Origin of the sequence: Methanoregula sp. (assembly GCA_041645435.1) — an archaeon.
In the GTDB taxonomy this organism is placed as follows: Archaea; Halobacteriota; Methanomicrobia; order Methanomicrobiales; family Methanospirillaceae; genus Methanoregula.
In genome coordinates this window covers 214,167-237,698 of the sequence record JBAZQB010000005.1, presented here as the reverse complement: position 1 = coordinate 237,698, position 23,532 = coordinate 214,167, and the positions used below count along the sequence as shown (strand labels likewise).

Sequence of the window (23,532 nt, the reverse complement as noted above, 5' to 3'; positions counted from 1 at the left end):
TTAACAGTTCTTTTTTATTTAGTCAAGATATTGCTTTTGTTGGGCGGTGTCAAATCCTGCAATACAAGTTTTCGCAGAAATAACGTGGCAGGAATATCTGGATTATAATTCATCATATGTTTTTGGGCATTCCTCGTCATATCCGAGTAAAGTCCTGCATCCATATCGAGCAAAAATTGAAGTTTATTTTTGAAACAGGTATAATCAATGATATTGGTATTACAAATATCGGAAAATGTGTGATCTAAAAAGGGATCGCCCGAATAGTTACAAAATAATACCTTTTTCCCCCAGCCGAATGCTTCAATTACTGCTGTTGAGTGAGTTGATAGTATCACTTCACTTTTACTCATGGCTTCATATGTAGAAAATAGTTCTCTATTTTGTTTAATTATTGTAATTTCATTACCGAATTTATTTAGAAAATAATCATACTCCTCTTGGGTTTCACTAGCTAATGCTATGCATAATCTTGAACCTGTTTCTTGAATAAATTGATTGATATAATCAATAATTATAACCATGGATTGTTTTAAATTGGGGAAAAGTAACCCCTCCATTAAAGCCTTCCGATACGGTGATACGAGACATAAGGTAAATTCATTTTTTGGCAAATGTCCTATAACCTTGTATCTATAGTGAGATCCTTTCAATGAACCAATGGGATAGTATGTTCCGATACAGGCATGATTTTTTTTATAAAAAGATATTTCGTGCTCTCCATAGACTATCAAATGTGTACTCGGATTTAATTTATTCATAAAGGATAATGCTAGTTCGTCTCTCTCAAGATCATATGGCGAATATTCTAAGGTGTCATTGAATACTCTATTTCCATTCTGTATCGCATAAAAAGTGGCTTGGGGGAATTTACTCGATAGCCAATAAAAAGTAGCGTTATTATCATTAAAGGTCAACACTACTTTTGGGTTAATGTACTGAATGCATGCAAGAGAATGCACACTGCTTTGCCCTGTATCTATCATCTCTTCCCGTGATAATAGATTGTTAAAAATTGAACTTATGAATATTTTCAGGATTTTAATTATGATTTGTGGGCTATAATAAACCACTTCTCCTCGGACAGGGAGTATTGTATGATCTATTCCATATAAGGTGTGTATACTGAGAATATCGATGTTCTCAGCATCCCAGATTAAAACATCTGATTTCTTTGGGTTTTTCAATGATATTTTCTTATCAATTAATAAATTTAATAAGTGAACTAATCTTTTCATAATTATTTTCCCTTTTTGTTTATATCATAAAATCTACAAATGATTACTGGTATTACATTGGATTTGTGGATATGTCAATTTACGGAAATTCTCAATTATAGTGCTCTGTAGAAATCCTAATTCAATAGGATTGTACTCATGACCGAAAGATCTAATATACATTGTCTCTTTATTTTGATGTGTCATTAAAAAAACAGGAACAAATTAAGAAATCTGCAAGCCGGGATATTAGGTTTATCCAGGTAGCGCTATCAATTATAATTAAGGTTCCCCATATCAACGTGTAATAATATATCAACGGAGTTTTTACATTGAGAGTACTGTTAGTGGGCCTAGGAAGTATTGGCAGACGACATTTGTCGAATATTAAAAAAAATGATCCAAGTGCAGAAATTATCGTATGGCATCTTCAATCAAAAAAAAATGAATTGAGGGAGAATATAAATGATGTTAATAAGGTCGCATATTCCTTTGACGAAGCAATTCGTGAAAAACCGGATGTTGCCTTCATTACCTGTCCATCATCACTACATATATCTATTGCAATAATGCTCGCCCAAGAAGGAATCGATTTATTTATCGAAAAACCGATCTCATCAAATTTAGTCGATGTTGAAAATTTTTTACGCATCGGAAAATCTCAAAAAATTGTCATAATGGTTGGATATAATATGAGATTTCACCGTCCACTACAACTATTGAAACAAAAAATCAGCGAAGGCGCAATTGGAAATCCCATTGGGATACATGCTGAAGTGGGACAATATCTGCCTGATTGGCGCCCGGGTAAGGATTATCGACAGTCAGTGAGCGCACAGAAAGAACTGGGTGGTGGTGCAGTATTAGAATTAAGTCATGAATTAGACTATGCCAGATGGCTTTTTGGAGAGGTAAAATCAGTTTCTGCACAGGTAGATCAGTTAAGTGATCTCGAAATTGATGTAGAAGATTCTGCAGATATCATTTTAAAATTTTCAAACAATGCAATTGGAAACATACATCTCGATATGGTTCAAAGATTCCCAACCCGATATTGCCATGTTGTAGGAAGTGAAGGTTTATTAAAATGGGATGGAACGACAGATTTGGTTACCATGTTCTCCACAAAAAATAATGAATGGTCAGTATTGCATCCCGGTGAAAAAATAGACCGTAATGAAATGTATTTAACAGAAATACAACATTTTTTTGAATGTGTAAATAGCCGTAAAGATCCATTAATTAACGGATTTGAAGGCAAACGAGTTTTGGAAATTGCACTTGCCGCATTGGAATCATCCAAAGAACAAAGGAATGTGATAGTATGACACAGAATATAGTAGGATTTATTTTTGCCAGGGGGGGATCTAAGGGGGTTCCGCGAAAAAATATCCGCCATTTAGCCGGAAAACCCCTCATAGCTTATGCCATCCAGACCGCTCTAAATAGCAAGTATATCAACAGGATTATTGTCTCTACCGATGATCATGAAATTGCAAAAATTGCCAAAGAGTATGGTGCAGATGTTCCGTTCATGAGGCCCTACGAACTTGCCGGGGATACATCTCCGGAATGGCTATCCTGGCAACATGCAATAAAAATGATAGAATGTGAAACAAATGAAAAAATTGACGTTTTTGTAAGCATTCCAACGACTGCTCCCCTCCGCTCAACTGAAGACATCGATGCTTGTATAACTAAACTCCTTAATAACGAAGCAGATATTGTAGTTACAATAAAAAAAGCAGAAAGAAGCCCGTACTTTAATATGGTGAGATGTGATGAAATGGGATATGCCCACCTCGTGATTCCGCTGGAAAAAGTAATGCACTGTCGACAGGACGCCCCTGCGGTATACGATATGACAACAGTCGCATATGCTGCCCGGCCCGAATTCGTTATGAATACAAAGAGTATTTTTGAGGGAAAGGTTTTGGCTGTCGAGATTCCTCCGGAACGGGCATTGGACATTGATACGGAACTTGATTTTGCAATCGCAGAATTTCTTATGAGAAAAAAAACAAATAAACACACCGGTGAATGAAATGAAATTAGTAAAAGAATTGATGGATTTGTCTGGCCGTGTAGCCATTGTTACCGGGGGTGCAGGACATATCGGTTCTGCAATCTGCGATGCATTAGCAGAAAATGGTGCTCGTATTGTCATTATTGATTGCAATAAGGAATCATGTAATGAAAAATGTGAACAGATCATGCGGGATTATGATGTGGACTCTCTTTCTATCGTTATGGATCTGACCGATGAAAAAAAACTGCGAGATATTCCAAAAATTGTCTTAAAAAAATTCGGGTCTCTTGATATTTTAGTGAATTGTGCAGCGCTTGTCGGTACTTCATCATTGAAAGGATGGGGAGTGAAATTTCAGGAGCAGGATGCTGATACGTGGAGGTTAGCACTTGAAGTAAATCTTACTGTTCCGTTTATTCTAACCCAAGCCTGTTCTCAAGCCCTGATCCAATCACGTCATGGTTCAATAATTAACATCAGTTCAATTTACGGTATACAAGGCCCGGATATGCATATCTATGATGGCACATCCATGGGGAATCCTGCAGCATATGCTGCGAGTAAGGGGGGACTTATTCAGCTGACGCGATGGCTGGCCACGGTACTAGCTCCGCATGTGCGTTCAAATGCTATAACCTTGGGAGGGGTTTACAGAAATCAAAATGAGTCATTTCATTCAAAATACGTGAAAAAAACCCCTTTGCAGCGAATGGCAATAGAGGAGGACATAAAAGGTGCTGCAATGTACCTTGCAAGTGATTTGTCATCTTATGTCACCGGTCATAATCTTGTTCTTGATGGCGGATTTACGGTTTGGTAAATCATTTTTTTATTATTCTCCTCTAAAAAATCTACAGTAACATAGGACTTACGCCGTTCAACTGTTTCGACAATTGAATTTTATTGACATTTCCAAAATAATAAAAATCCTGGATTGTCTAATCCTGATGCATCATCGTATTTTGCGTAACTCCTATAACAAAAAAATTCATCTCCCTGTTACATACCTTGTAATATTCTCCGTAATTCATCCTTATTCATAAGGGGCGCATCCTTTGATGAGAAACTGCCTTTTTTAGTCTTTTTAAAACCTTTAGTTATAGCAGGATCCAACGGATCTTCTAATGACAATGTATGAGGTATAATCAGAAACATGTCGTTTCGTTCGTATGTCCGTTCTGCTTCCTCTTCAGCCATGAGATCTTCATATAATTTCTCACCATTGCGCTTTCCAATAAATTCCAGAGAGATATCCTCCGGTTTATAACCGAACTCATGAGCAAATTTTTCGATTAACACTTGAGCAAGATCAATTATTCTAATAGCGGGCATCTTGAGAATAAAAATCTCCCTTCCTTTTGCGATTTCCCCGGCAGTCAGAATCAGGTTGACCGCAGCAGGGATATCCATAAAAAACCGGGTCATTTGTTTGTCAGTAATTGTTACAGGACCGCCCTTTTTAATTTGCTTTTTGAACAAGGGGATGACCGATCCTCTCGAATTTAATACATTCCCAAACCGGACACTTGAAAAAACGGTTCTATTATTTCCACTATAATAATTTGCGGATATTGTAAGACGCTCGGCAAGCAATTTTGTTGCGCCCATCACATTCGTGGGGCTCACTGCCTTATCCGTACTGATATTGATAACCTTCTCAACTCCATTTAATAACGCTGCTTCAAGAACATTTTGCGTTCCGAGGACATTGGTTTTGACCGCGTCGAATGGATTATATTCACAGAGGGGAACGTGTTTTAAGGCCGACGTATGAAATACGATATCAATTCCATCCATGGCCAGGGTAAGGCGATCCTTATCCCTTATATCTCCGATAAGGGTTCTGATTTTAATTGAACTCAATTCCTCTTCAAGATCGAACAAACCGGTTTCATTATTATCAAAAATCCTGATTATTGCAGGATCGAATGCCAGTAATTTTCTTACCAATTGACTTCCAATAGACCCCACACCACCTGTGACGAGGATCTTCTTGCCCTCATAATACTGTTTCATCCTCAATTACCCCCATAGAATTTCTCAATCTCATTAATGACATAATTAATTTCCCCTCGCGTAATTCCCGGGTAGAACGGCAGGCTGATGATCTCACTGGCAACCTGTTCGGTAACCGGCAAAATATCCTGGTATTTCAGGACATTTTTATAAAAATGAGTCTGGTGGACCGGGGAGAAATAGACTTTTGTCATAATTCCCTGTTTTTCCAGGTAATGTATCAGCTCATCCCGTTTTTCGACCAAAATAGAAAATAACTGGTAAACTGAGTGGTAGTGGAGAGGTGATTCGATAATTTTGCATACGGGTACCTTTTTCTGCAGTTGATCTCTGTAATACGAGGCATCTGCCCTGCGCATGGCAATGAGTGCATCAACTTTTTTCATCTGGGCCAACCCAAGCGCTGCGGTAATATTTGAGATCCTGAAGTTATATCCAAGTGAAATATAATCCATGGTTGCCGTAGTGGAGAAATAATCTGCAGTTTCAAGCCGGCCATGGGACCGAATCAGTTTCATCTTCTCATAGAGATCTCTTGAATCCGTAACCATTGCTCCGCTTTCTCCCGTGGTGATGATTTTGTTCTGGCAAAAACTCATCATTGCTGAATCGCCAAATGTACCGATCATCTTCCCATCAATATCCGCACCAAACGCCTCTGCTGCGTCTTCAATAAGAAGAATATCGTGTTCATCAGCAATCTCCCTGAGTTCCTTTATTTTACAGGGGCATCCACCATAGTGAACCGGAAGGATCGCACGGGTTTTTTTAGAAATTTTTTCTTCTACACTTTCCGGAGAGAGTCCGAATGTTTCTCGCTCGATATCCGCAAAGACCGGTTTAGCGCCGACAAACTGGGGTACATTGGCAGTAGCGATAAAGGTAAAGGAAGGAACAATCACTTCATCGTTGGGTTTTATACCATGGGCAAGGAGTGCTGCATGTAATGCGGAGGTCCCGGAATTAAACGTGAGGCAATATTTTGATCCTATGTATTCTGCAATTTTTTGTTCAAATTCCGAAATAAGCGGGCCAGCAGCCCAATTCATACCGGATCGTATTGCATTATTCACCAGTGATATGTCATCCTCATCCCAATACATTTTAAAGAGCGGTATTTTCCAATTCACTGTAAACACCTTCCATCTTCAGGAATTATTGACTGAATAAATAACCCATGACTCCGAATTATCCTGAATTAAATAAAGGTAGTAATTCCAAAACAAATTGGTACCTTTACGTAATTATATCATTTATTTGTTCTTTAATTCCTGCACTCAAAGAATACACCGGGTTATATTTCATCAGATTCTGTGCCTTGGAGATATTAAAAACAAAGTTTTTGGCCGGTTGAATCATACCTGAAATCGTTTCTGTTTTTCCTTTTCCAATCAATTTAATAACGGTATTTGCCAGATCCACCACTGAAGTAGGTGTCCCCGAACCAATGTTAAAATTATTATTCTTGGCTTTTGCGTGCGTTACAGCCAGAATATTCGCTGAAACTATATCCCCTACATAAATATAGTCATTGATATCCTTCCCTTCATTATTCAAAAGCAGGGGTTTATTATCAAGAGCATTTTTAATAAACCGGGAGATTACTCGGTAGGGGGGGAGTCCTGGTCCATAGACATACGAGTATCGTAAAATGGTCGAACATATTCCATAAGCCGACAGGTACTGCCTACAGTACTCCTCCCCCATCCATTTTGACACGCCGTAATTCGTATTGGGAAGTTTTGGGTGTTTTTCATCAACGGGGGTGTAGAGTGGATCACCAAATACTTCCATAGTTGAACTATATACCATCTGCTCTATATTTTTTTGCCGGCACAATTCAAGGACATTTTTTGTACCGATAGCGTTTATAGAAAAAAAGTTGGGATCTTTTGTATGATGGGGTGAATTCGTACTTCCGGCCATGTGAAATACGAGATCAATATCAATTTTTTTTAGTGAATTCTGCAACACACTGATATCAGTAATGTCAGCATTTACTGTTGTGATATGAGGGATTTTTTTCTGTCTTGAGATGACAAGTACATTACACGAGTGTAATAATTCATGGACCAGATGATTCCCGATAAAACCGGTTCCTCCTGTGATAAGGATTGTTTTTTCCCGTATCTTTTTCAGATCTGTTTTTTTTTCCTGAAACAACATAGAATTACCTAAAAGTAATCTATAGTCTGCGATTTTGATCGCTCAATTTTTCCCGTTTGTTTGAGATGGTTGTACTCATCAGACGAAGCATAGACTTCATTCATGTACCTCATCACAATACCATTTTTATGAGTCATTGGTTCTTTTTTATTATATAGGATATAGTTTATTACAGCTTCAGGCTCATTGAAATGATAAAAGGCCCTGATTCCTGTTGTGCCAGAAAACCTAGGGTTTATTTCAAAAGTAACCGGCCCCTTTTCCGTCAACCGCATCTGGATATTGGAGGGTCCAAACGGGTTATACTTTTTTGCAACCTCCTCAACTGCAGTCCTGATCTCATCAAATGAGTCAATGATACCACGGTAGGTATTCCCTCCTTTGATCTCCCGCTTCATCGTGAACGTACCTAAGAGATCCCCTTCGAACATTACAACACCTGAAGTGTATTCTTCGTCTTCCGGTATCAGGTATTCCTGGATAATGGGATTATTTACTCGTTTCACAAAGACTTCCAATTCTTCGCGGTTATTGACGATGTACACATCTTTTGATGCCGAACCTCCTCGTGGCTTAATGAGCACGGGAAACCCTGTTTTTTCAATAATTTCGTTTCGGTTTTCAGGAAGGACTGATTCCGGATAGGCCAAACCACAACTCTTTAAAAACAGATATGTCTCCCATTTATCGTTTCCAATTTTAATTTTTTCTGGAGAACTTATCACCACTTTCGCATCAGTTTCCTTTTCGATACGGGTTTTATTCTCGGCAAAAACAGGAAGTTCCGGATCCGAACCTACAAAAACTATGTCAATTTTTTCACGGTTGCATATTTTTATTATTACATCGACATATCCTGCGTTGTTTGCAGCAGGAACAATATACCCTTGGTCTCCACGATAAATGCCTACACCCATCGGGTGCATATCTGTTGTAATAATTCTCAATGAAAGCCGGGATAGTTTAAGAGCCTTAAAAATACTTTGACCAACTCCCCCGCCAGTTCCTGTAATAAGAACGTTAATCATGATATCCCGTTTCAATTATCTTTTTCATAAACTGGATAATATTACCCAGTTCGTCTTTATTATGAGCATCCGAACCCAGAGAAATGAGTGGATTCATTCGTAAGAATGGTTCTGCATTAAGACTAATATCTTTGAGATATGAACTATTTATCTCGATTGCTTTATCGTACCTGTTTACAAGCTCGATCAGTTCCTCCATTACTCCTGTCGGAACATTTTTCCTGAATTTCCGTATGAACATGCCCCCGGGATGAGCAAGAACATCTACATCAGGATTTTTAAGGATCGCTTTTGCGAGTCCGAATTCGGTTTTTGCGAACTCTTCTTCTGCCAGATGATAATTTGAAACTGTAGGAACGTTGTCAAATCCCGGAAAACGGTGGACTGATCCCAGCACCAGTTCGGCGGTATCGAGCATCTCATCCGATGCATCAAGATCTCCATCGCTGTTGAGGACTTTTGCCTCGATACCATGAAAAATAATGATTTTATGCTTATACACTTCGCGTAAGGCTTCTATTTTTTCAATGAACTCCGGATACCATTCAGACGTTTTACGGACATGTTCTGTAAAGGCAATTTCCTGTAATCCACGGTTAATGCCGGTCTGGATGAATTCCTCGATCGATGAAGTGCCATCGGTAATTGTGGTATGAATGTGAAAGTCCCAGAGTGGAATTTCCTTGTTGATCTCATTAAATCTCAATAACCGCGGCTTCATGAACTCACAATTTGCGTTAGTATCTCAGTTGTTTCTGCAATAATCTCTTGTCAATAACCACTGATGCCAGAACATTAGCGATTTTTAATGCAGCATCTCCATTATCATAGGGATTTTTACTCTTTTGTATAAGGCTCCTGAATTTTTCATCAAAAAGGGCTTTTTTTATTGCCTGCAGGATCTTTTGGCTGTCGCAACCGACATCAAGCACATTTTTACCCCTTTCCCGCCCTGCCTGCCGTGAACCGATATTGATCACCGGGAGATGGTATGAGGGGGCCTCAACTATACCGCTGCTAGAATTTCCAACCATTGCCCCCGCATATTTCATAAGACTGAAGAAATCCTTTGATGGGATTGATTTAAATGTCCGGATATTTGGATTTGCAGCATATTCCTCAATTACGTTGATCATCTGCAATCCCCCGACATCGGCATTTGGGTAAACCAAGATTGTCTGGATGTCAAGATCGGCAATAGCAGATAGTGTTTTCCGGATCTGTTCGGAAGCTGCATCAGATTCAAGAGTAACCGGGTGCTGGATCATGAGGATATATGGGCGGCTCAGATCCAAATTATATTTTTTTGCAAGCTCATTTTTTGTTGCTAACTCTTGATGGAGCATGTGGTAAACACCGGGAGAACCTACCATATGGATGCGCCAGCGATCTTCACCCATCTTAAAAATCCGTTCGGCACTTTTGGGGGTATATGGGAAATGAATCTGTGCCAGTTTTGTAATTGAATGCCGGATATGTTCATCAATTGTCGAAGTGACGTCGCCACCGCTTACATGTGCGAGAGGTATGGACATATATGAGGCAATAATCGCACCTGCAAGCATCTCTGCCCTGTCTCCTGCAACAAGAATAATATCCGGTTTAATCTGTCGAATAATGTGAGGAGTTTTTTGGAAGAACGATGCCATAAATTTTAGGACGGATTCTGGCGTGTTATCAAACACAGCTTCAATCTCATGAACCCTGAATGAGTTTTGTGTAATCTCTTCACCGGTGAACCCAAAATCCTGCATCAGGTGCATTCCAGTAATAATAATTTCGATCTCAAGATCCGAATGGGTTTGAATCTTTTTCAGAACCGGTTCCATGAATCCATAATCCGCCCGGGTTCCTGATATGTAGAGGATTTTTCGTTTCATTCAACCATGTCCCATGTCAGAAGCGTGTCCTTGTGAATCAAGATTTTTGCTATTCTCCCCTCAATATCCGGATAATATTGTGGTGATATTCCCGTTCCCGGACGCTTACAAGCAATCATATCTGCCGTAATGCTACATCCTTTGGGAATTGAGGCTGTGGAAACGACGCTCCTTCTTGCCACAAGTTTGATTTTTTCTTCTTCGAGAGAGAGTCTTTTGATTCCATCCCCACGAGCAGATTCAATCTGCCGGATACCCTGAACAAGTTCTTTTAATTCATCCTCTTGAAGAGATGCTGCATGATCAGGTCCGGGGAGTGTTTTATCCAAGGTAAAGTGTTTTTCGATAATTGTTGCTCCCATAGCAACTGCAGCAAAGGATGCTATTGTTCCAGGAGAATGGTCGGAAAAACCGACAGGAAGCTTAAATGATGATCTCAGGGTGTGGATCACATTAAGATTCAGGTCGTGATATTGTGCCGGATAACTTGTCACACAATGGAGGAGTGCAATCTGGTTTTTGCCATTTCTACCGAATATAGAAATGGCCTGCTCAATCTCTCCTAGATTCGCCATTCCTGTTGATATGATTACCGGTTTATGTTTCAGAGCAATATGTTTCAATAATGGAATATTCGTTATTTCTCCTGAGGGTATCTTGAATGCGGGGATGTTGAGATTGTCAAGAAGATCTACACTGGAATGATCGAAAGGTGTTGATAAAAAAAAGATTTTTTTTTTCTCTGCGTACCGGGCCAATAACCGGAACTCATTATCGGAAAGTTCAAATTTTTTAATCATATCCAGTTGAGTTTCACCAATAGGCGTGTTTTCTTTCTGGTATTCTGCTTTTGAAGCGTGGGGTATAACCACAGAATCTGAATGAAATGTCTGAAATTTGACTGCATCTGCACCGGCATTATGTGCTGTATCGATCATTTTCTTTGCAAGCCTGAAATCTCCATTATGATTAACCCCGGCTTCCGCTATAATAAAACACGGATTTTTATCTCCAATTTTTTTATTACCGATCCTAAAAGGAATTATTACTCCCCCGTTTCACTATGTATCTATAATTTGAACACATAAACCTTCATGGAAAACATTTTTTTTATTTATGTGCCTTTTTATAAATAAGAATAATTATCACAAGGGGGTCATAGGGAATATATTTTCAGGAGCAATATTATGAAGGGCTTTGATATCCCGTGAAATTTCTGAATAAAATGTTAACGCTGCGATGATAACGGTCTTCATCTCATGATATTGATTATCATCACTTGAAATAATCTGTTTATCAAAAACTGGCAAGAATTTTCCTGTCTTATTGGTGTCACCATCAAACAAAAAAATTCCATTACTCTCATAAAGGGGCCTTAAAAACAAGATATTATTCAGCGCCACACAACATCCATGGATTGCGATCGGACCTTTAGGTCTCCTTTCGGAAAGCAGATTGCTAAAAAAAACTAGATTATCCTCGAGGTGTTCTCCAAAGCACTTCAGAAGGTTTTCTGGTTCTTTCAAGGGGTCATATTCCATTTCCTGATAACGGTTTACCGATTTTGACGGTCGTGCAAGAACAAATAACGTATCCTCACAGCTATGGATTTTTTCAATCTCAAATCCATGAGTGCATAAAAGAAATTTCAATGATTCCGGGGTAAAATACGACATATGCTCATGTACGCAGATTCCCAGATCCCCGGTTTTAAAACCCCTGTAGCAATCAGGAAGGATGATAAAAAAATGGCCCTCAACGGGTAATAAAAACCTCCGCACATCATTAAGATATTGTGATAAATCCGGAATGTGCTCAATATTATTTATTGAAACAATGAGATCAAATGTTTTTTTGTGTGATGAAATAGCGTCATAAGAAAAGTAATCGTTACAGACCGTGATTTTGGGGTTTTTACATGAGGTATGGAGGGCTGGATCGCAAGCGTAAAAACTCCGGGCATCCAGTTCGTTGATTAACCGATTACCTATGTAAAGAGTTCCCGATCCGATTTCAAGAACATCTTTTTGATCAAGGTCACCCACCCAGTTTTTCAAAAAATTAAAATAAAATGCTCCGAGGCGATTGCCCCACGCAGAGGTCCCCGGAGGGGATGAAATAAAAGTATACGTAGCTTTTCCATAATTATCAGAGATTTGGGTAACTTCCTTTTCAGGAAGTTTTAGCCGGATTATTCCCAGTTCGGTAGTGAAAATAAAAGGTAATGTCTCAAAGCCAGGTTTATTCTGGACACCTTTCCATACTGGTAATTCTCCGACAAACAAATCCATAAGACTGATCCAATAGATTTCAATATATGCAATTAAATTACTTTGCAAGAAAGGAGTCACTCTTTGCCCAAGGGGGAATCGGAAAAAAGTGGCATTAGATACTGTGTTGCATATAAATAAGATCGCGCTCCTCTCCGCTTCGGTTTATCCATTTGTGAGGACAAAAAATCTTTATCGTAATACTGGAGCGATGAAGATCGTTTTTTTCTTGGATGAAGCGAGCGTTCGGGTAAACCATTCGAGCCAGTCCTCTCGAAAGCATAATTTGCGAAGTCCGGATAAAATTTCTGTTCTATCATAAAATCATTAAGCAGGATAAAGGGATTGATTGGTTGATTGTTCTGAACGCGAAATGGTGATGAAACAGTGCATCCCACTTCTGCGATTTGTTCAACACAGCATGATATATTAATTTCAAAACTCTTATATTATGCACGATGTGGGGTGTAAAATGAAAATACGCGTTATTGCACGTCTTGACGTAAAACCGCCATATGTTGTAAAGCCTGTCCATTTTGAAGGATTACGTAAAATGGGCAAACCTGAAGAAATGGCCCTCAAATATTATACTCAAGGCGCTGATGAAATCATCTATATCGATATTGTTTCAAGTTTATATCGCAGACCTATACTGTCGAAAATAATTTTAGCTACTGCAAAAAATCTTTTTATCCCGTTTGCAGCCGGGGGAGGGGTTAAAACAATCGAGGATTTTTCCCTTTTGCTTCACAACGGTGTAGATAAAGTTGTAATTAATACTTACGCTCTTCAGGAAGACCCGAAGATAATTGAACGAGCTGCCAAGGTTTTTGGATCACAAGCAGTTGTGGTCCAAGTTGAAGCGAAAAAATGGCAGGACTGGTGGGAGTGCTATAGTGATTGCGGACGTATCCGTAGTAGTAAGGATGTGTTTGAGTGGGTAAAAACCGCAGAGGATCTTGGTGCGGGTGAAATTATCCTCAGTTCCGTGGACCGAGATGGAAGAAAAGCCGGATTTGACATTGAATTAATTAAGGAAGTTGTATCTGAGCTGACGATACCGGTGATAGCAGCAAGCGGAGCCGGGTCCCTTAATGACATTAAAAAGATGATTCAAACTGCGAAACCTGACGCAGTCGCAATTGGTTCACTACTTCATTACAATATAACCACCATCAATGAAATCAAGGAATATCTTCATAACAATGGAATCAAGGTGGCAATATGAAGCCGGTTGTGGGATTGCTGGATTATGGACGATCGGGGAATCAGGCTAGTGTGAAAAATGCTTTAGAAGTATCCGGAGCCTCAGTTAATATTATCTGTAATGGATCCGATTTTGACCATATAGATAAAATAGTTCTTCCCGGGGTAGGGAATTTCAGGGATGCGATGGAACATATCCATCCCTTGCAGGATGTTCTTGTTGAAAATATCCGATCAAAACCGACATTAGGAATTTGTCTGGGCATGCAGATTCTCTGCAAACTTGGGTTTGAGGGGGGCGAGACACGGGGACTTGGAATTATCGACGCTGAAGTAAAAAAGATGGAGGTCAAGGGAAAAGTGCCTCATCTTGGATGGGGGAATCTTGAGATATTGAAATCTTCACCATTACTCGACGGGTTGACCACCCATGACAATTTTTATTTCATGCACTCATATGAAGTCGTAAATTTTACAGATGTTATAGCACTTACGAATTATTGTGATCATAAATATGTATCGCTTATACAGAAGGGCTCTGTATTTGGGGTCCAGTTCCATCCAGAAAAAAGTCGCAATTCCGGAATCCGGTTGATAAAAAATTTTCTTTCTCTGTAGGTAGTGGAAATGACAGACAATTTGGGGATGTATGGTTTACCACTTGAGGTAAAATTCTGTAAAAAGTGCACGATGAGCAATCAGAGGCCGTCATCATCGATAGAATTTAAGAATAAACCCGGGGATAAGAAGAGGCCGATCGCATTTGATGATGATGGCGTTTGCGAAGCCTGCCGGTACGCAGTGAAGAAAAAGACCATCGATTTTGAAAAACGCGAGCAGGATCTCCAGGAGCTCTGCGACAGGTTCCGGAGAAACGACGGGCGCTATGATGTGGTGGTCCCGGGGAGCGGCGGCAAAGACAGTGTCATGGCAGCGCACATGCTGAAGCACAAATACAACATGCACCCGATCCTCATTACATGGCCGCCCCATCTGTATACCCGGGTGGGAAGAAGGAACTTTGATGCATGGCTGAATTCCGGTTATGCCAATTATTCCTACTGGCCCAACCAAAAAGTACATCGTCTTTTGACAAAACTAGCCTTTGAGAACCTCGTTCACCCGTTCCAGCCCTTCATTATCGGGCAAAAGAACCTGGCACCGAAATTATCGATCCAGCTGGATGTCCCGCTGGTGGTTTTCGGTGAAAACGAAGCAGAATATGGAAATCCCACGGTTGACAACCAGAGTGCAAAACGGGATTCTTCCTATTTTTCCATGGAGTACGAACTCGATCAGATATACCTTGGCGGTGTCAATGCCAAAGACCTGATGAAGCAATACCAGTTATCCCTCTCGGATCTCGAAGCATACCTCCCCGTTGAACCCTCGCGGCTGGACACGGTTGGAACTGAAGTCCATTATCTGGGATATTATATCCCATGGCACCCTCAGGAAACCTATTATTATTCAGTTGAAAATAGCGACTTTTTACCGAATGATTTCAGAACTGAAGGAAGTTACAGTAAATATAGTTCCATTGACGATAAGATTGACTGGCTCCACTATTATACGGCGTACATAAAATTCGGGATTGGGAGAGCTACCTATGACTCATGCCAGGAGATCCGGAATGGCGACATCACCCGTGATGACGGGGTCCGCCTGGTAAAGCGGTTCGATGGGGAGTTCCCCCGGTTGTACCTTAATGACTGTCTGAACTACATGGGAATTGACGAGAAACGGTTCACTGAAATTATAGACCAGGCACGACCCCCGCATATCTGGAACCATAAAAACGGCAAATGGGAACTGAAGAATAAGATCTGGGAAACACAATCATAAAAATAATTATTTTTTATAATGCCGTGCCCCACGAAAGGAATTCTCTCCTTTGAAGTACAACCGGTAAAAATCATCGATTAACTTATTTGCCGCAGCCATATCCTTTGAGGTATGTTCGTAATAATCGAGTATCAGGTCCTTATTCGCTGCGAACAGTAGTTCGTAAAATTTTTGTTCGGGAATTTCCGTAAAATTAACCAGTAACAGATCCGAATTCTTGAATCTTTTAAAGAAATCATCAGGGCCATCGAGCAAACCTCTCTTGATCGCCTCATAGTAGAGATCACATCCGGGATACGGGGTTACCGGCCGTATGGTACGTATGTAATCGTAGGTGGTATATTTTTTTATCAGCGCGGTGTTGTTCTTCAGGGACTCTGCTGTATCCCCGATATTTCCCCATATGAAGTTTAATCCAAGTCCGATTTTTTCACTCTTTGCGATTTCAGCGGCCCGTATATTTTCTTCCACAGTTGTGTGCTTATTCATTAGATCGAGAACCTTTTGGTCGGAGGATTCCATGCCGAAATTCAGGAACTGGCATCCGGTCTCTTTCAAACACTGGGTAACTTCTTTATCAAAGACATCAACCCGGGCATTGCAGATAAACTTTATTTTTATGCCGGTTTTTTCCAGTTCATCCTTGAATTCAAAGATCCGCTTTTTGGGATAGACGAACAGCTCATCATTCATCAGGAAATAATTGATGCCATACCGCTCATTCAGCAGCTCGATCTCCTGGACGACATTTTTTACGCTTCTGAACCGGATCCCCTTTTCCATGCGGTAACAGAAATTGCACCGGTTGATGCAGCCCCGGCTCGTGAGCATTCCAAAACATCGGTCCGTAGATTTATATCTGAATAATTTTAGGCCTTTAATATACTGTTCTATCGGGAATAAAGACCATTCGGGGAAGGGTATTGAATCCAGATTGTGTACTGGTTTTCGCCGCTGGGTGTTTTTCACAATCCCCTCATCCATATAAGCGATACCATGTATTTTTGCAGGATCTCCCTGTTCCAGTTTACATTTCAACAACTCGGGGAGTGACTCCTCCCCCTCTCCTAAAACGATGACATCTGCATGGGTTTGCTCCAGAACATATTCCGGGATGGGTGTCGGGCCATGTCCTCCTAAAACCAGCCATGCGGATTTTTTGTGTTTATTGATACATGTACAGAGATCCAGAACGGTTTCTTTGAACCGGGCTGCCAGAAAACCGACGCAGATTAAATCATAATCATTCTTTTTAAGAAATTCTGATAATTCTGCATTTGTGTAATGGAATATATCCTGGCAATATACATCGACATCGACATTTTTTTTCTTGAGAACTGCTGCCAGATATCCAATACCCAATGGAAAATGATTGTCTTCCTGATACAAATCATGGATTATGAATAATACTTTACCATTATGGATCATGAATTTTGGCACCTCGTATGAAAAAGATTTACTGAATGAAAACGTTTGGTAATTATTTATTTTTCTATTATGTGTATTTATAATGCGTTAAGTCCGCTTGACCAGCTGGCAGCACGAGCTCTCGAAAAAGTGGGGAAAGTACGGATCTTCGATGAGGATTGCCGAAATGCTATAGGGTGATCTCCACGACTTCTGAAAGAGTTCCTATTATTAGCGGAGGCTTTCAACCGTCGCCTTGCCCAGCGAAGCCCCGACGAGGCGGCTGATAGTGACCCTCAAGGGATGGGGGGACCTCGTGCACTGAAAGCGTGCGGGGGCGGGGGTCTTGGCTCATATAGACTAATTGATACTTTGTGTATTTGGGATGATTTGAATGAATAGGGTCACCTCACTGAAGTAATTTAGAATTCATCCTAAATTAAAGCGATATCATCGGCTTTGTTGGAATTTTATTTCCTCTCTCCGGGATAAAGAAAACATTGAGATTTACAAAAAAGGTTATGATGAAAAAACTGCTCTGTAATTGGAGTTAGGCAAAATACGATGATGCATCAGGATTTGACAATCCAGGATTTTTATTATTTTGGAAATGTCAATAAAAATCAATTGTCGAAACGGTTGAACTGCGTAAGTCCTACTCGATAAAAAACCGTGTAGAAAAGTTGTCAAAATCCAAACGCAAAGGAATTTATGTTTTTGCAATTAACGAAACGACGGACAGTCCAGAGAAGAAAACAGAAATACATAAACAAATCGCACAACTTGAAAGTCAAGGAGGAAAACCGTTGTTGATATCAATCAGAACGATGACAAGACCTAATAATCTTGAGACGGTGTAGTTATGAATGATTGCTTGTTGAGTGGATCTGGCTAAAGCATGTCAGCAACTTTGTTTCATGATCTCAGTTATCGTCGGGCGATCAATGAGCAGTATCTTTTTCGATGAGTTTAAATGTCATTGATTATATGGATAAAATAGATATAAGTCGGGGTTGCAGAATTTACTGTTTAATTTTTACACTACCAATAAAAAGAATAGTAACTGGAGATTTTAGATGAAAAATAAAGAGAAAAAAGTCATTTTGGGTTATCTCAATCATCGCACAATTGGAAGGCAAAACACATTCATGCCATTAGGTATTGGACTTATTGCCGCGTATTCTCAATCGCGTTTTGAAAATGATATAAATATTCAGTTATTTGATGATTCAAATGCGATTTTTAAAGAAATTCCACGTATTCAACCAGATGTTGTTGGGTTAACTAATTTTTGTTGGAATAGTGAAATAAACCGGTTAGTGTTTAAAAAAGCGAAAAAAATTAATCCGTCAGTTGTTTGTATTGCTGGGGGGCCTGAATTTCCCACCGATTTAAAAGAGTGTAAAGAATATTTGGTTAATCGACCAGAAATAGATTTTTATTGTTATGGAGAAGGTGAGATTGCTTTTTCTAATTTATTAGAGAAAATTCTCGAGAATGTCTCGCTGGATCTATTAAAAAGCGTCCCCCATGAAAATATGATGTCAATCAATCCTTCAAATGGGGAACTTGTAAAAGGAAATTATGAACAAATACAAGATTTGAATATCGTCCCTTCGCCTTATATTGCTGGTATAATGGATCAATGGTTCACAGGAGAGTATTCCCCCTCTATACAAACAACGAGAGGTTGCCCTTTTAAGTGTGCATACTGTTGGGAAGGAAACCAAACCGAAAAAGACCAAAAGAAACTGAAAACCTATGATCTTGAACGAATAAAACGGGAACTGGAATATATTGCGGTCCGTATGCAAAAAAATCCATTCGTGCTTCTTTCAATTGTCGATTCGAATTTTGGTATGTATGAACGCGATGAAGAAATTGCGGAATATATTCGTGGATTATGGAAAAAATATGACTGGCCTAATGCTTTTGATATAACCCTAGGAAAAACTAACTATGACAGGATCTTGAGAGTGTCTGAAAAATTAAATAAGAGGATTCAGGTTTCCTGTTCATTACAATCAATGAATCTAAAAACACTGGCTGCAATTAAACGAAAAAACATTCCCCACGACGTTTATGTAAACCTCCAAACCGAAATAAAAAAGCGAGGGATGGTGTCAGGAACTGAACTAATTGTCCCCCTCCCTTATGAGACAAAAGAATCCTTTATTGAGGGGATGAAATTTGTTCTCAATAACGATGTTAAGCTGGTACCATATACCCTTATGTTATTGAAAGGGACGGACATTGCATCCCAAGAGACTAGAAATAAACATCAGATGGTTACAAAATTCAGACTGATACCACATCAATTTGGAGAATATGACCGGCAGAAATGCTTTGAAATTGAGGAGGTCTGTGTCGGGACTGATACAATAACATTTGAGGAATATTGTGAAATACGGGGTTTATGTTTTATCATGGCGCTCTATTCCCTTAAGCAATATGATGTAGTATTCCGTCTAATCACCGAATCCGGTGCTTTAATGTCTGATTCCCTCCTATGCCTCTGGGATTTGATAAAGAGCGGTAAAACTGGATTATCTGATCTGTATTTCCAATATTTAGGAGAAGTGAAATCAGAATTGTGGGAAAGTCCTGAAGATATTAAAGCTTTTTATTCAAAGGAAGAAAATTATAAAAAACTCCTTACTGGTGAACTTGGAGGGAACCTCATTCGGAAATATTCCATTAAAGCAATTCTCGAAAAATTTCATGAATCTTTGGACCTAGCATTCCATACACTTCCCATTATTACAAATCATCCGCTGACGGATGAAATGGATGAGGCAGTTGGTTCAGCAGTGGAATGGATGATTGCAACGAGAAATATCGGCGGTATTCTTAATAATGAAGATAAATGGAAATCTGAAGAACTAATTAACCTTCCGTTTGATGTTAATCAATGGTATGAGGCAGGATCGGACTCAAAACCGCTGGTAACTTATAAAAGGAAGATCAAGTATCAAATCTTTTATAACTCTACAAGAATGGATAATATCTTTATCCAAGTGAAAAAAATCTGGGGTACGGATAATACATTCGCGATTGGCAAACTGCTGAACAACTACCCGGTGCAGGATCTCTGGAAAATATGCAAACCTGCATCATGACTCAAGCAATGATTCTTTACTACTTTTTGTGGGTATAGCCTCTAAATCGTCCATTTCGAAAACATTTTTTTACGGCATATCTCATGCCAGACGGGTGAAACTATGTAGCGCATGAAAAGAACCCCGGCAATGATGGAAGGCATTGTTGATCATAAGATCACTTAGTCAATTTTTTGCATTCAACAATTAAGTATGTCCAGTTAGGACAATGCCCGATGCCAAAATGTCTATACAACCATAATTTATACTTTTAAATAAAAAACATATCAATGAATTGTAGTGTCGAACGCATCATCGTAATTATTGAATCGCCCCTTAATAAAAGAGATTATGAGCGATTTGGCATTCAAACCCTTTTAAGTGAAGGTTTTAAAGTGGAAGTCTGGGATATTACACCCTACATGCGTGGAACCGCTTATAAGACACTGGTAATCAATGAACCAATCAATTGCTCAGGATTGCGTCAATTTGAAAAGAAACGCGACATTATTCAATCTTTATCGACATTAGACGAAAATTGTTTGGTGATATTTTTTTATAGTTACAATATTAAAACGCTTTTCATATATCATACACTTTCAAAAAAGAATATTAAATATTTCGTGCAACAACTATGTCTATATCCCCTTCCGGTTAAATCTCGGGGAAATAACCCACCTTCATTGAAACAAATGTTGAAAAAAATCTCACTATTACTTGTGAGAGGAGACATCTACCGAAATTATTTCAACGCAATCTTATTAAAATATTATAAGATATTTGGCATCAAATCCGCAACCATTGTAGCCTTATCAGGGACAAAAGCAACTGATCAATTCGATTATCCAATCGATAACAATACGAAGTTATTATGGTTACATCAACTTGATTATGATATTTATTTGCAACAACTTCAGGAAGAGGACAGATATCCCGGAAAATATGCAGTTTTTCTCGATGAATACCTCCCATTTCATCCAGATTATAATTATTTAGGGATTGATCATCCCATTTCAGCAGATGAATATTATCCAAAACTCTGTAAATTCTTTGATTTCTTGGAAAAGAAATTTGATTTATCCGTAATTATTGCCGCTCACCCCCGATCAAATTATGATACTGCCGATGATTATTTTGGTGGCAGAACAATAATCCGGGGAAATACCGCTCGACTTGTAAAGAGCTCAAAGTTTGTCATTGCCCATGATAGCTTGTCCATCAATTTCGCAGTATTATATCAGAAATCTATTATCTTCATCACTACTGACGAAATAGCCAAGAGATCTCCAAAAACAGTATTCTTTGCAGTAGCTATCGATACTTGTGCATCCGAATTCAGAAAAAAACCAGTTAATATCGATAATCTTTCCAATATAAATTGGGAAGATGAGATGAAAATCGATTATGCTGTATATCATGATTATAAGAATTCATACATAAAAAAAGAAGGAACACCAGAGCTCCCTTTCTGGGTATTTTTTTCCCATTATATCAAGGAAAATTTTTAACTGCATTTGAATTTTTAATGAATTATCGGCTCTGTTGTACGGTCCTGAAATAATTTCTCATAGATCTTTGCTTGAGAGAACTTGAACGTTTCATCAGCTCACCAACCAAACACTCTTGATACCAATACCGAGGATAGCCTCTTGAGGCAATATTCCCCAGAACGCTAGTTCTGGAGATTCGAGATGATCGAAATCCAGACTACCTGACGTCGGTTATTGTACCAGACAATAAATTCATCGAGAGAATTGAACTCGTATCGGAACCGTTTGTATGCATGGAACCATTTTTGGATCTTTGCTATCACTACGGAGGATTCTGTCTTTTCCTTCTGACGGATTATCCACCGTATCTTCTTCCGGTCAACTTCATTGTTGAGCTTGTTTTCGGCTCTACTTCTGATGTAGGAAATACTTTCGGGACTCTACAACTTCTTCAGGATAATCCGGATCTATTTCAGAGTAACCACCAAGTGAATTTGTGTGTTAGGATAGAAACTCTGGCACGCTATTTTTAATTTCCACAGCCGCAATAACCGGAACGCCATCAATATGTTCAATCATAAAAGGATAAATATGAAGCCGAAAGGACCCTTTAATCTGGAAATCCGAAAGATTGAGGTCCTCTAACAAAAGAATCGATTTTTCCTCACAAAGAAATTTCCGGTGACATGCATGTCCTTCAGCCCGATGAAGAACAGAAGACACCGAAATCTGGTCAATCCCAAAAAGACGCAAGTGAGGGCAATTTTCCCGGAGGAATGCCGGAACTTCCGGTGAGACCCATGGATGATCATTACTATACCGTTCAGGATCATCAGATCGTATTGTATGCCAGCCGGTCCTGATCAGGATTGCCTCTGCATCTTGCACCTGAGAGATACTTCCTGCCAGATTACTTACGGTGATCTCTTCACTATCCCGTTTGGGCACATTGATACAATACGCAGGAAAAAACGTGGTATCCAATGTGAGACAATCTGCAATGGTTTTCCCCTGCTTACAGAAATGACGGGGTGCGTCTATATGCGTTCCGGAATGGGTCGAAAAGGTGATCGCACTGGTATTCGCACTGTCCCCGAGTTCCATAGATCGGAGGGAGGAGATGACCGGTGCCGGAGTGTTCGGGTAGAGCGGGGTCTTTGCAGTGAGCGGATATGAGATAGAAATGATCATTGGTGCACCTCAATATATCGCGCGAGTTCATGCAGGTCAGGAATTACTGCTTCAACACCGATTAATCCGGAAAATCGGTTTTCGTCTCCTTTCTTAACCCTGCCGATAAAGAGAACCCCCGCTGCCCGTGCTGCCTCAAAGTCATTTTTTGCATCCCCAACAAATATTACGGATTCTGGTGGAGATACGGTGAGTTTTACAATCTCATTGATGCATTCTGATTTTTTTCGTGGTGCTCCGAACACCATTCTGAAGTAATGAGACATTTTCCTTTCACGGATAATCTGTATGAGCTCCTCTTCTGGGGTAGCGGAGACAACATATAAGGGAATTTTCGTATGATAAGTTTCCAGGAATTCGTGCGCCCCGGGAACAAAGGGTGCTTTGATCACTTCTTTGAAAACGATCGCTGCAAATTTTTCTGAAAGTTCTTCGAATTTCTTCTGTGTGAGGTCTTCTTGCAGGATATTTTTATAGATATGCTGAAACTTGTCAAACCGGGACATACCCCCATTATCTTTGTGGAACTGCACTATATCGTCAACATGCTCCGGGACAAAGGAGAAGAGTACTCGAAATGCCTCGGTTTTAACTGAAACGGATTCGAGAATAACGCCATCAAAATCGAGGATTATGGTTTTAAGTACCATGATCACCTTTTTATTGCACTAAGTCTCATGTGAAAAAAC

22 protein-coding genes are annotated in these 23,532 nt (G+C 39.5%); 9 read left to right on the top strand and 13 right to left on the bottom strand.

Annotation, left to right across the window (positions count from 1 at the left end; all coding sequences use genetic code 11):
• Nucleotides 1-14 precede the first annotated feature (14 nt).
• Complete coding sequence (locus WC593_12150) at nt 15-1,238, bottom strand: hypothetical protein (GenBank protein MFA4825894.1); 1,224 nt, start codon at nt 1,236-1,238, stop codon at nt 15-17.
• Between the two features lie 311 nt (nt 1,239-1,549).
• Here WC593_12150 and WC593_12145 point away from each other — a divergent pair, with 311 nt between their 5' ends.
• The 3 genes from WC593_12145 to WC593_12135 are packed head-to-tail and all read left to right on the top strand — an operon-like array spanning nt 1,550 to nt 4,066.
• The gene (locus WC593_12145) at nt 1,550-2,545 is read left to right on the top strand and encodes a Gfo/Idh/MocA family oxidoreductase (protein ID MFA4825893.1); all 996 of its coding nucleotides are present in this window, start codon (nt 1,550-1,552) and stop codon (nt 2,543-2,545) included.
• Nucleotides 2,542-3,261 (top strand): acylneuraminate cytidylyltransferase family protein, encoded by a 720-nt coding sequence (locus tag WC593_12140; GenBank protein MFA4825892.1) that lies wholly within the window; start codon nt 2,542-2,544, stop codon nt 3,259-3,261. The genes WC593_12145 and WC593_12140 overlap by 4 nt, the downstream gene beginning before the upstream one ends.
• A gap of 1 nt (nt 3,262) precedes the next feature.
• Nucleotides 3,263-4,066: an SDR family oxidoreductase gene (locus WC593_12135; GenBank protein ID MFA4825891.1), complete on the top strand. Its 804-nt coding sequence runs from the start codon at nt 3,263-3,265 to the stop codon at nt 4,064-4,066.
• A 179-nt stretch (nt 4,067-4,245) separates the two neighbouring features.
• Here the strand turns inward: WC593_12135 and WC593_12130 are convergent, their stop codons facing one another.
• From WC593_12130 to WC593_12095, 8 genes are all read right to left on the bottom strand, one after another.
• The gene (locus tag WC593_12130; GenBank protein ID MFA4825890.1) at nt 4,246-5,262 is read right to left on the bottom strand and encodes a UDP-N-acetylglucosamine 4,6-dehydratase family protein; all 1,017 of its coding nucleotides are present in this window, start codon (nt 5,260-5,262) and stop codon (nt 4,246-4,248) included.
• 2 nt (nt 5,263-5,264) lie between these two features.
• A complete protein-coding gene (locus WC593_12125) occupies nt 5,265-6,365 on the bottom strand; it encodes a DegT/DnrJ/EryC1/StrS family aminotransferase (GenBank protein MFA4825889.1) in 1,101 nt (366 codons plus the stop codon).
• A gap of 133 nt (nt 6,366-6,498) precedes the next feature.
• Nucleotides 6,499-7,428, bottom strand: coding sequence for an NAD-dependent epimerase/dehydratase family protein (locus WC593_12120; protein ID MFA4825888.1), 930 nt, complete (start codon nt 7,426-7,428; stop codon nt 6,499-6,501).
• An 8-nt stretch (nt 7,429-7,436) separates the two neighbouring features.
• A complete protein-coding gene (locus tag WC593_12115; protein MFA4825887.1) occupies nt 7,437-8,456 on the bottom strand; it encodes an ATP-grasp domain-containing protein in 1,020 nt (339 codons plus the stop codon).
• Nucleotides 8,449-9,177: a PHP domain-containing protein gene (locus WC593_12110; GenBank protein MFA4825886.1), complete on the bottom strand. Its 729-nt coding sequence runs from the start codon at nt 9,175-9,177 to the stop codon at nt 8,449-8,451. Before WC593_12110 ends, WC593_12115 begins: the two co-directional genes overlap by 8 nt.
• 16 nt (nt 9,178-9,193) lie before the next feature.
• Entirely contained in the window at nt 9,194-10,336 is a 1,143-nt protein-coding gene (gene neuC / locus WC593_12105; protein MFA4825885.1) for a UDP-N-acetylglucosamine 2-epimerase, read from the bottom strand.
• Entirely contained in the window at nt 10,333-11,325 is a 993-nt protein-coding gene (gene neuB / locus WC593_12100) for an N-acetylneuraminate synthase (GenBank protein MFA4825884.1), read from the bottom strand. Before neuB ends, neuC begins: the two co-directional genes overlap by 4 nt.
• A 156-nt stretch (nt 11,326-11,481) precedes the next feature.
• The gene (locus WC593_12095; GenBank protein MFA4825883.1) at nt 11,482-12,627 is read right to left on the bottom strand and encodes a methyltransferase domain-containing protein; all 1,146 of its coding nucleotides are present in this window, start codon (nt 12,625-12,627) and stop codon (nt 11,482-11,484) included.
• A gap of 451 nt (nt 12,628-13,078) precedes the next feature.
• On the opposite strand from WC593_12095, the gene WC593_12090 reads away from it, so the two are divergent.
• Genes WC593_12090 through WC593_12080 form a run of 3 tightly spaced genes read left to right on the top strand, consistent with a single transcriptional unit; the run spans nt 13,079 to nt 15,657 of the window.
• Nucleotides 13,079-13,834 carry an imidazole glycerol phosphate synthase cyclase subunit gene (locus tag WC593_12090; protein ID MFA4825882.1) on the top strand — a complete coding sequence of 252 codons (756 nt, stop codon included), beginning with the start codon at nt 13,079-13,081 and terminating at the stop codon, nt 13,832-13,834.
• Entirely contained in the window at nt 13,831-14,430 is a 600-nt protein-coding gene (hisH, locus tag WC593_12085; protein ID MFA4825881.1) for an imidazole glycerol phosphate synthase subunit HisH, read from the top strand. The genes WC593_12090 and hisH overlap by 4 nt, the downstream gene beginning before the upstream one ends.
• Before the next feature lie 9 nt (nt 14,431-14,439).
• Entirely contained in the window at nt 14,440-15,657 is a 1,218-nt protein-coding gene (locus tag WC593_12080) for an N-acetyl sugar amidotransferase (GenBank protein ID MFA4825880.1), read from the top strand.
• Between the two features lie 6 nt (nt 15,658-15,663).
• Here the strand turns inward: WC593_12080 and WC593_12075 are convergent, their stop codons facing one another.
• Nucleotides 15,664-16,488, bottom strand: a complete 825-nt coding sequence (locus WC593_12075) for a radical SAM protein (protein ID MFA4825879.1) — start codon at nt 16,486-16,488, stop codon at nt 15,664-15,666.
• A gap of 453 nt (nt 16,489-16,941) precedes the next feature.
• On the opposite strand from WC593_12075, the gene WC593_12070 reads away from it, so the two are divergent.
• From WC593_12070 to WC593_12060, 3 genes are all read left to right on the top strand, one after another.
• Nucleotides 16,942-17,064 (top strand): hypothetical protein, encoded by a 123-nt coding sequence (locus WC593_12070; protein ID MFA4825878.1) that lies wholly within the window; start codon nt 16,942-16,944, stop codon nt 17,062-17,064.
• 1,076 nt (nt 17,065-18,140) lie between these two features.
• Nucleotides 18,141-20,183: a radical SAM protein gene (locus tag WC593_12065; GenBank protein MFA4825877.1), complete on the top strand. Its 2,043-nt coding sequence runs from the start codon at nt 18,141-18,143 to the stop codon at nt 20,181-20,183.
• 269 nt (nt 20,184-20,452) lie between these two features.
• Complete coding sequence (locus tag WC593_12060) at nt 20,453-21,670, top strand: hypothetical protein (protein MFA4825876.1); 1,218 nt, start codon at nt 20,453-20,455, stop codon at nt 21,668-21,670.
• Nucleotides 21,671-21,834: 164 nt separating this feature from the next.
• Here the strand turns inward: WC593_12060 and WC593_12055 are convergent, their stop codons facing one another.
• The 3 genes from WC593_12055 to WC593_12045 form a co-directional block, all read right to left on the bottom strand.
• Nucleotides 21,835-21,975, bottom strand: a complete 141-nt coding sequence (locus WC593_12055) for a hypothetical protein (protein ID MFA4825875.1) — start codon at nt 21,973-21,975, stop codon at nt 21,835-21,837.
• Between the two features lie 178 nt (nt 21,976-22,153).
• Nucleotides 22,154-22,843 carry a cyclase family protein gene (locus tag WC593_12050; protein MFA4825874.1) on the bottom strand — a complete coding sequence of 230 codons (690 nt, stop codon included), beginning with the start codon at nt 22,841-22,843 and terminating at the stop codon, nt 22,154-22,156.
• Nucleotides 22,840-23,493 carry an HAD-IA family hydrolase gene (locus tag WC593_12045; GenBank protein ID MFA4825873.1) on the bottom strand — a complete coding sequence of 218 codons (654 nt, stop codon included), beginning with the start codon at nt 23,491-23,493 and terminating at the stop codon, nt 22,840-22,842. The genes WC593_12050 and WC593_12045 overlap by 4 nt, the downstream gene beginning before the upstream one ends.
• Nucleotides 23,494-23,532: the final 39 nt, after the last annotated feature.

Excerpts from the sequence above, each read along its gene's own strand:
- WC593_12110 (MFA4825886.1), bottom strand. The coding sequence starts at position 9,177 with ATGAAGCCGCGGTTATTGAGATTTAATGAGATCAACAAGGAAATTCCA.
- WC593_12070 (MFA4825878.1), top strand. The coding sequence starts at position 16,942 with ATGGAATATATCCTGGCAATATACATCGACATCGACATTTTTTTTCTT.
- WC593_12045 (MFA4825873.1), bottom strand. The coding sequence starts at position 23,493 with ATGGTACTTAAAACCATAATCCTCGATTTTGATGGCGTTATTCTCGAA.
- WC593_12150 (MFA4825894.1), bottom strand. The coding sequence starts at position 1,238 with ATGAAAAGATTAGTTCACTTATTAAATTTATTAATTGATAAGAAAATA.
- WC593_12090 (MFA4825882.1), top strand. The coding sequence starts at position 13,079 with ATGAAAATACGCGTTATTGCACGTCTTGACGTAAAACCGCCATATGTT.
- WC593_12065 (MFA4825877.1), top strand. The coding sequence starts at position 18,141 with ATGAAAAATAAAGAGAAAAAAGTCATTTTGGGTTATCTCAATCATCGC.
- WC593_12060 (MFA4825876.1), top strand. The coding sequence starts at position 20,453 with ATGAATTGTAGTGTCGAACGCATCATCGTAATTATTGAATCGCCCCTT.
- WC593_12125 (MFA4825889.1), bottom strand. The coding sequence starts at position 6,365 with ATGTATTGGGATGAGGATGACATATCACTGGTGAATAATGCAATACGA.
- WC593_12080 (MFA4825880.1), top strand. The coding sequence starts at position 14,440 with ATGACAGACAATTTGGGGATGTATGGTTTACCACTTGAGGTAAAATTC.
- WC593_12115 (MFA4825887.1), bottom strand. The coding sequence starts at position 8,456 with ATGATTAACGTTCTTATTACAGGAACTGGCGGGGGAGTTGGTCAAAGT.
- WC593_12135 (MFA4825891.1), top strand. The coding sequence starts at position 3,263 with ATGAAATTAGTAAAAGAATTGATGGATTTGTCTGGCCGTGTAGCCATT.
- neuC (MFA4825885.1), bottom strand. The coding sequence starts at position 10,336 with ATGAAACGAAAAATCCTCTACATATCAGGAACCCGGGCGGATTATGGA.
- WC593_12050 (MFA4825874.1), bottom strand. The coding sequence starts at position 22,843 with ATGATCATTTCTATCTCATATCCGCTCACTGCAAAGACCCCGCTCTAC.
- WC593_12095 (MFA4825883.1), bottom strand. The coding sequence starts at position 12,627 with ATGGATTTGTTTGTCGGAGAATTACCAGTATGGAAAGGTGTCCAGAAT.
- WC593_12130 (MFA4825890.1), bottom strand. The coding sequence starts at position 5,262 with ATGAAACAGTATTATGAGGGCAAGAAGATCCTCGTCACAGGTGGTGTG.
- WC593_12140 (MFA4825892.1), top strand. The coding sequence starts at position 2,542 with ATGACACAGAATATAGTAGGATTTATTTTTGCCAGGGGGGGATCTAAG.
- WC593_12075 (MFA4825879.1), bottom strand. The coding sequence starts at position 16,488 with ATGCTCACGAGCCGGGGCTGCATCAACCGGTGCAATTTCTGTTACCGC.
- hisH (MFA4825881.1), top strand. The coding sequence starts at position 13,831 with ATGAAGCCGGTTGTGGGATTGCTGGATTATGGACGATCGGGGAATCAG.
- WC593_12120 (MFA4825888.1), bottom strand. The coding sequence starts at position 7,428 with ATGTTGTTTCAGGAAAAAAAAACAGATCTGAAAAAGATACGGGAAAAA.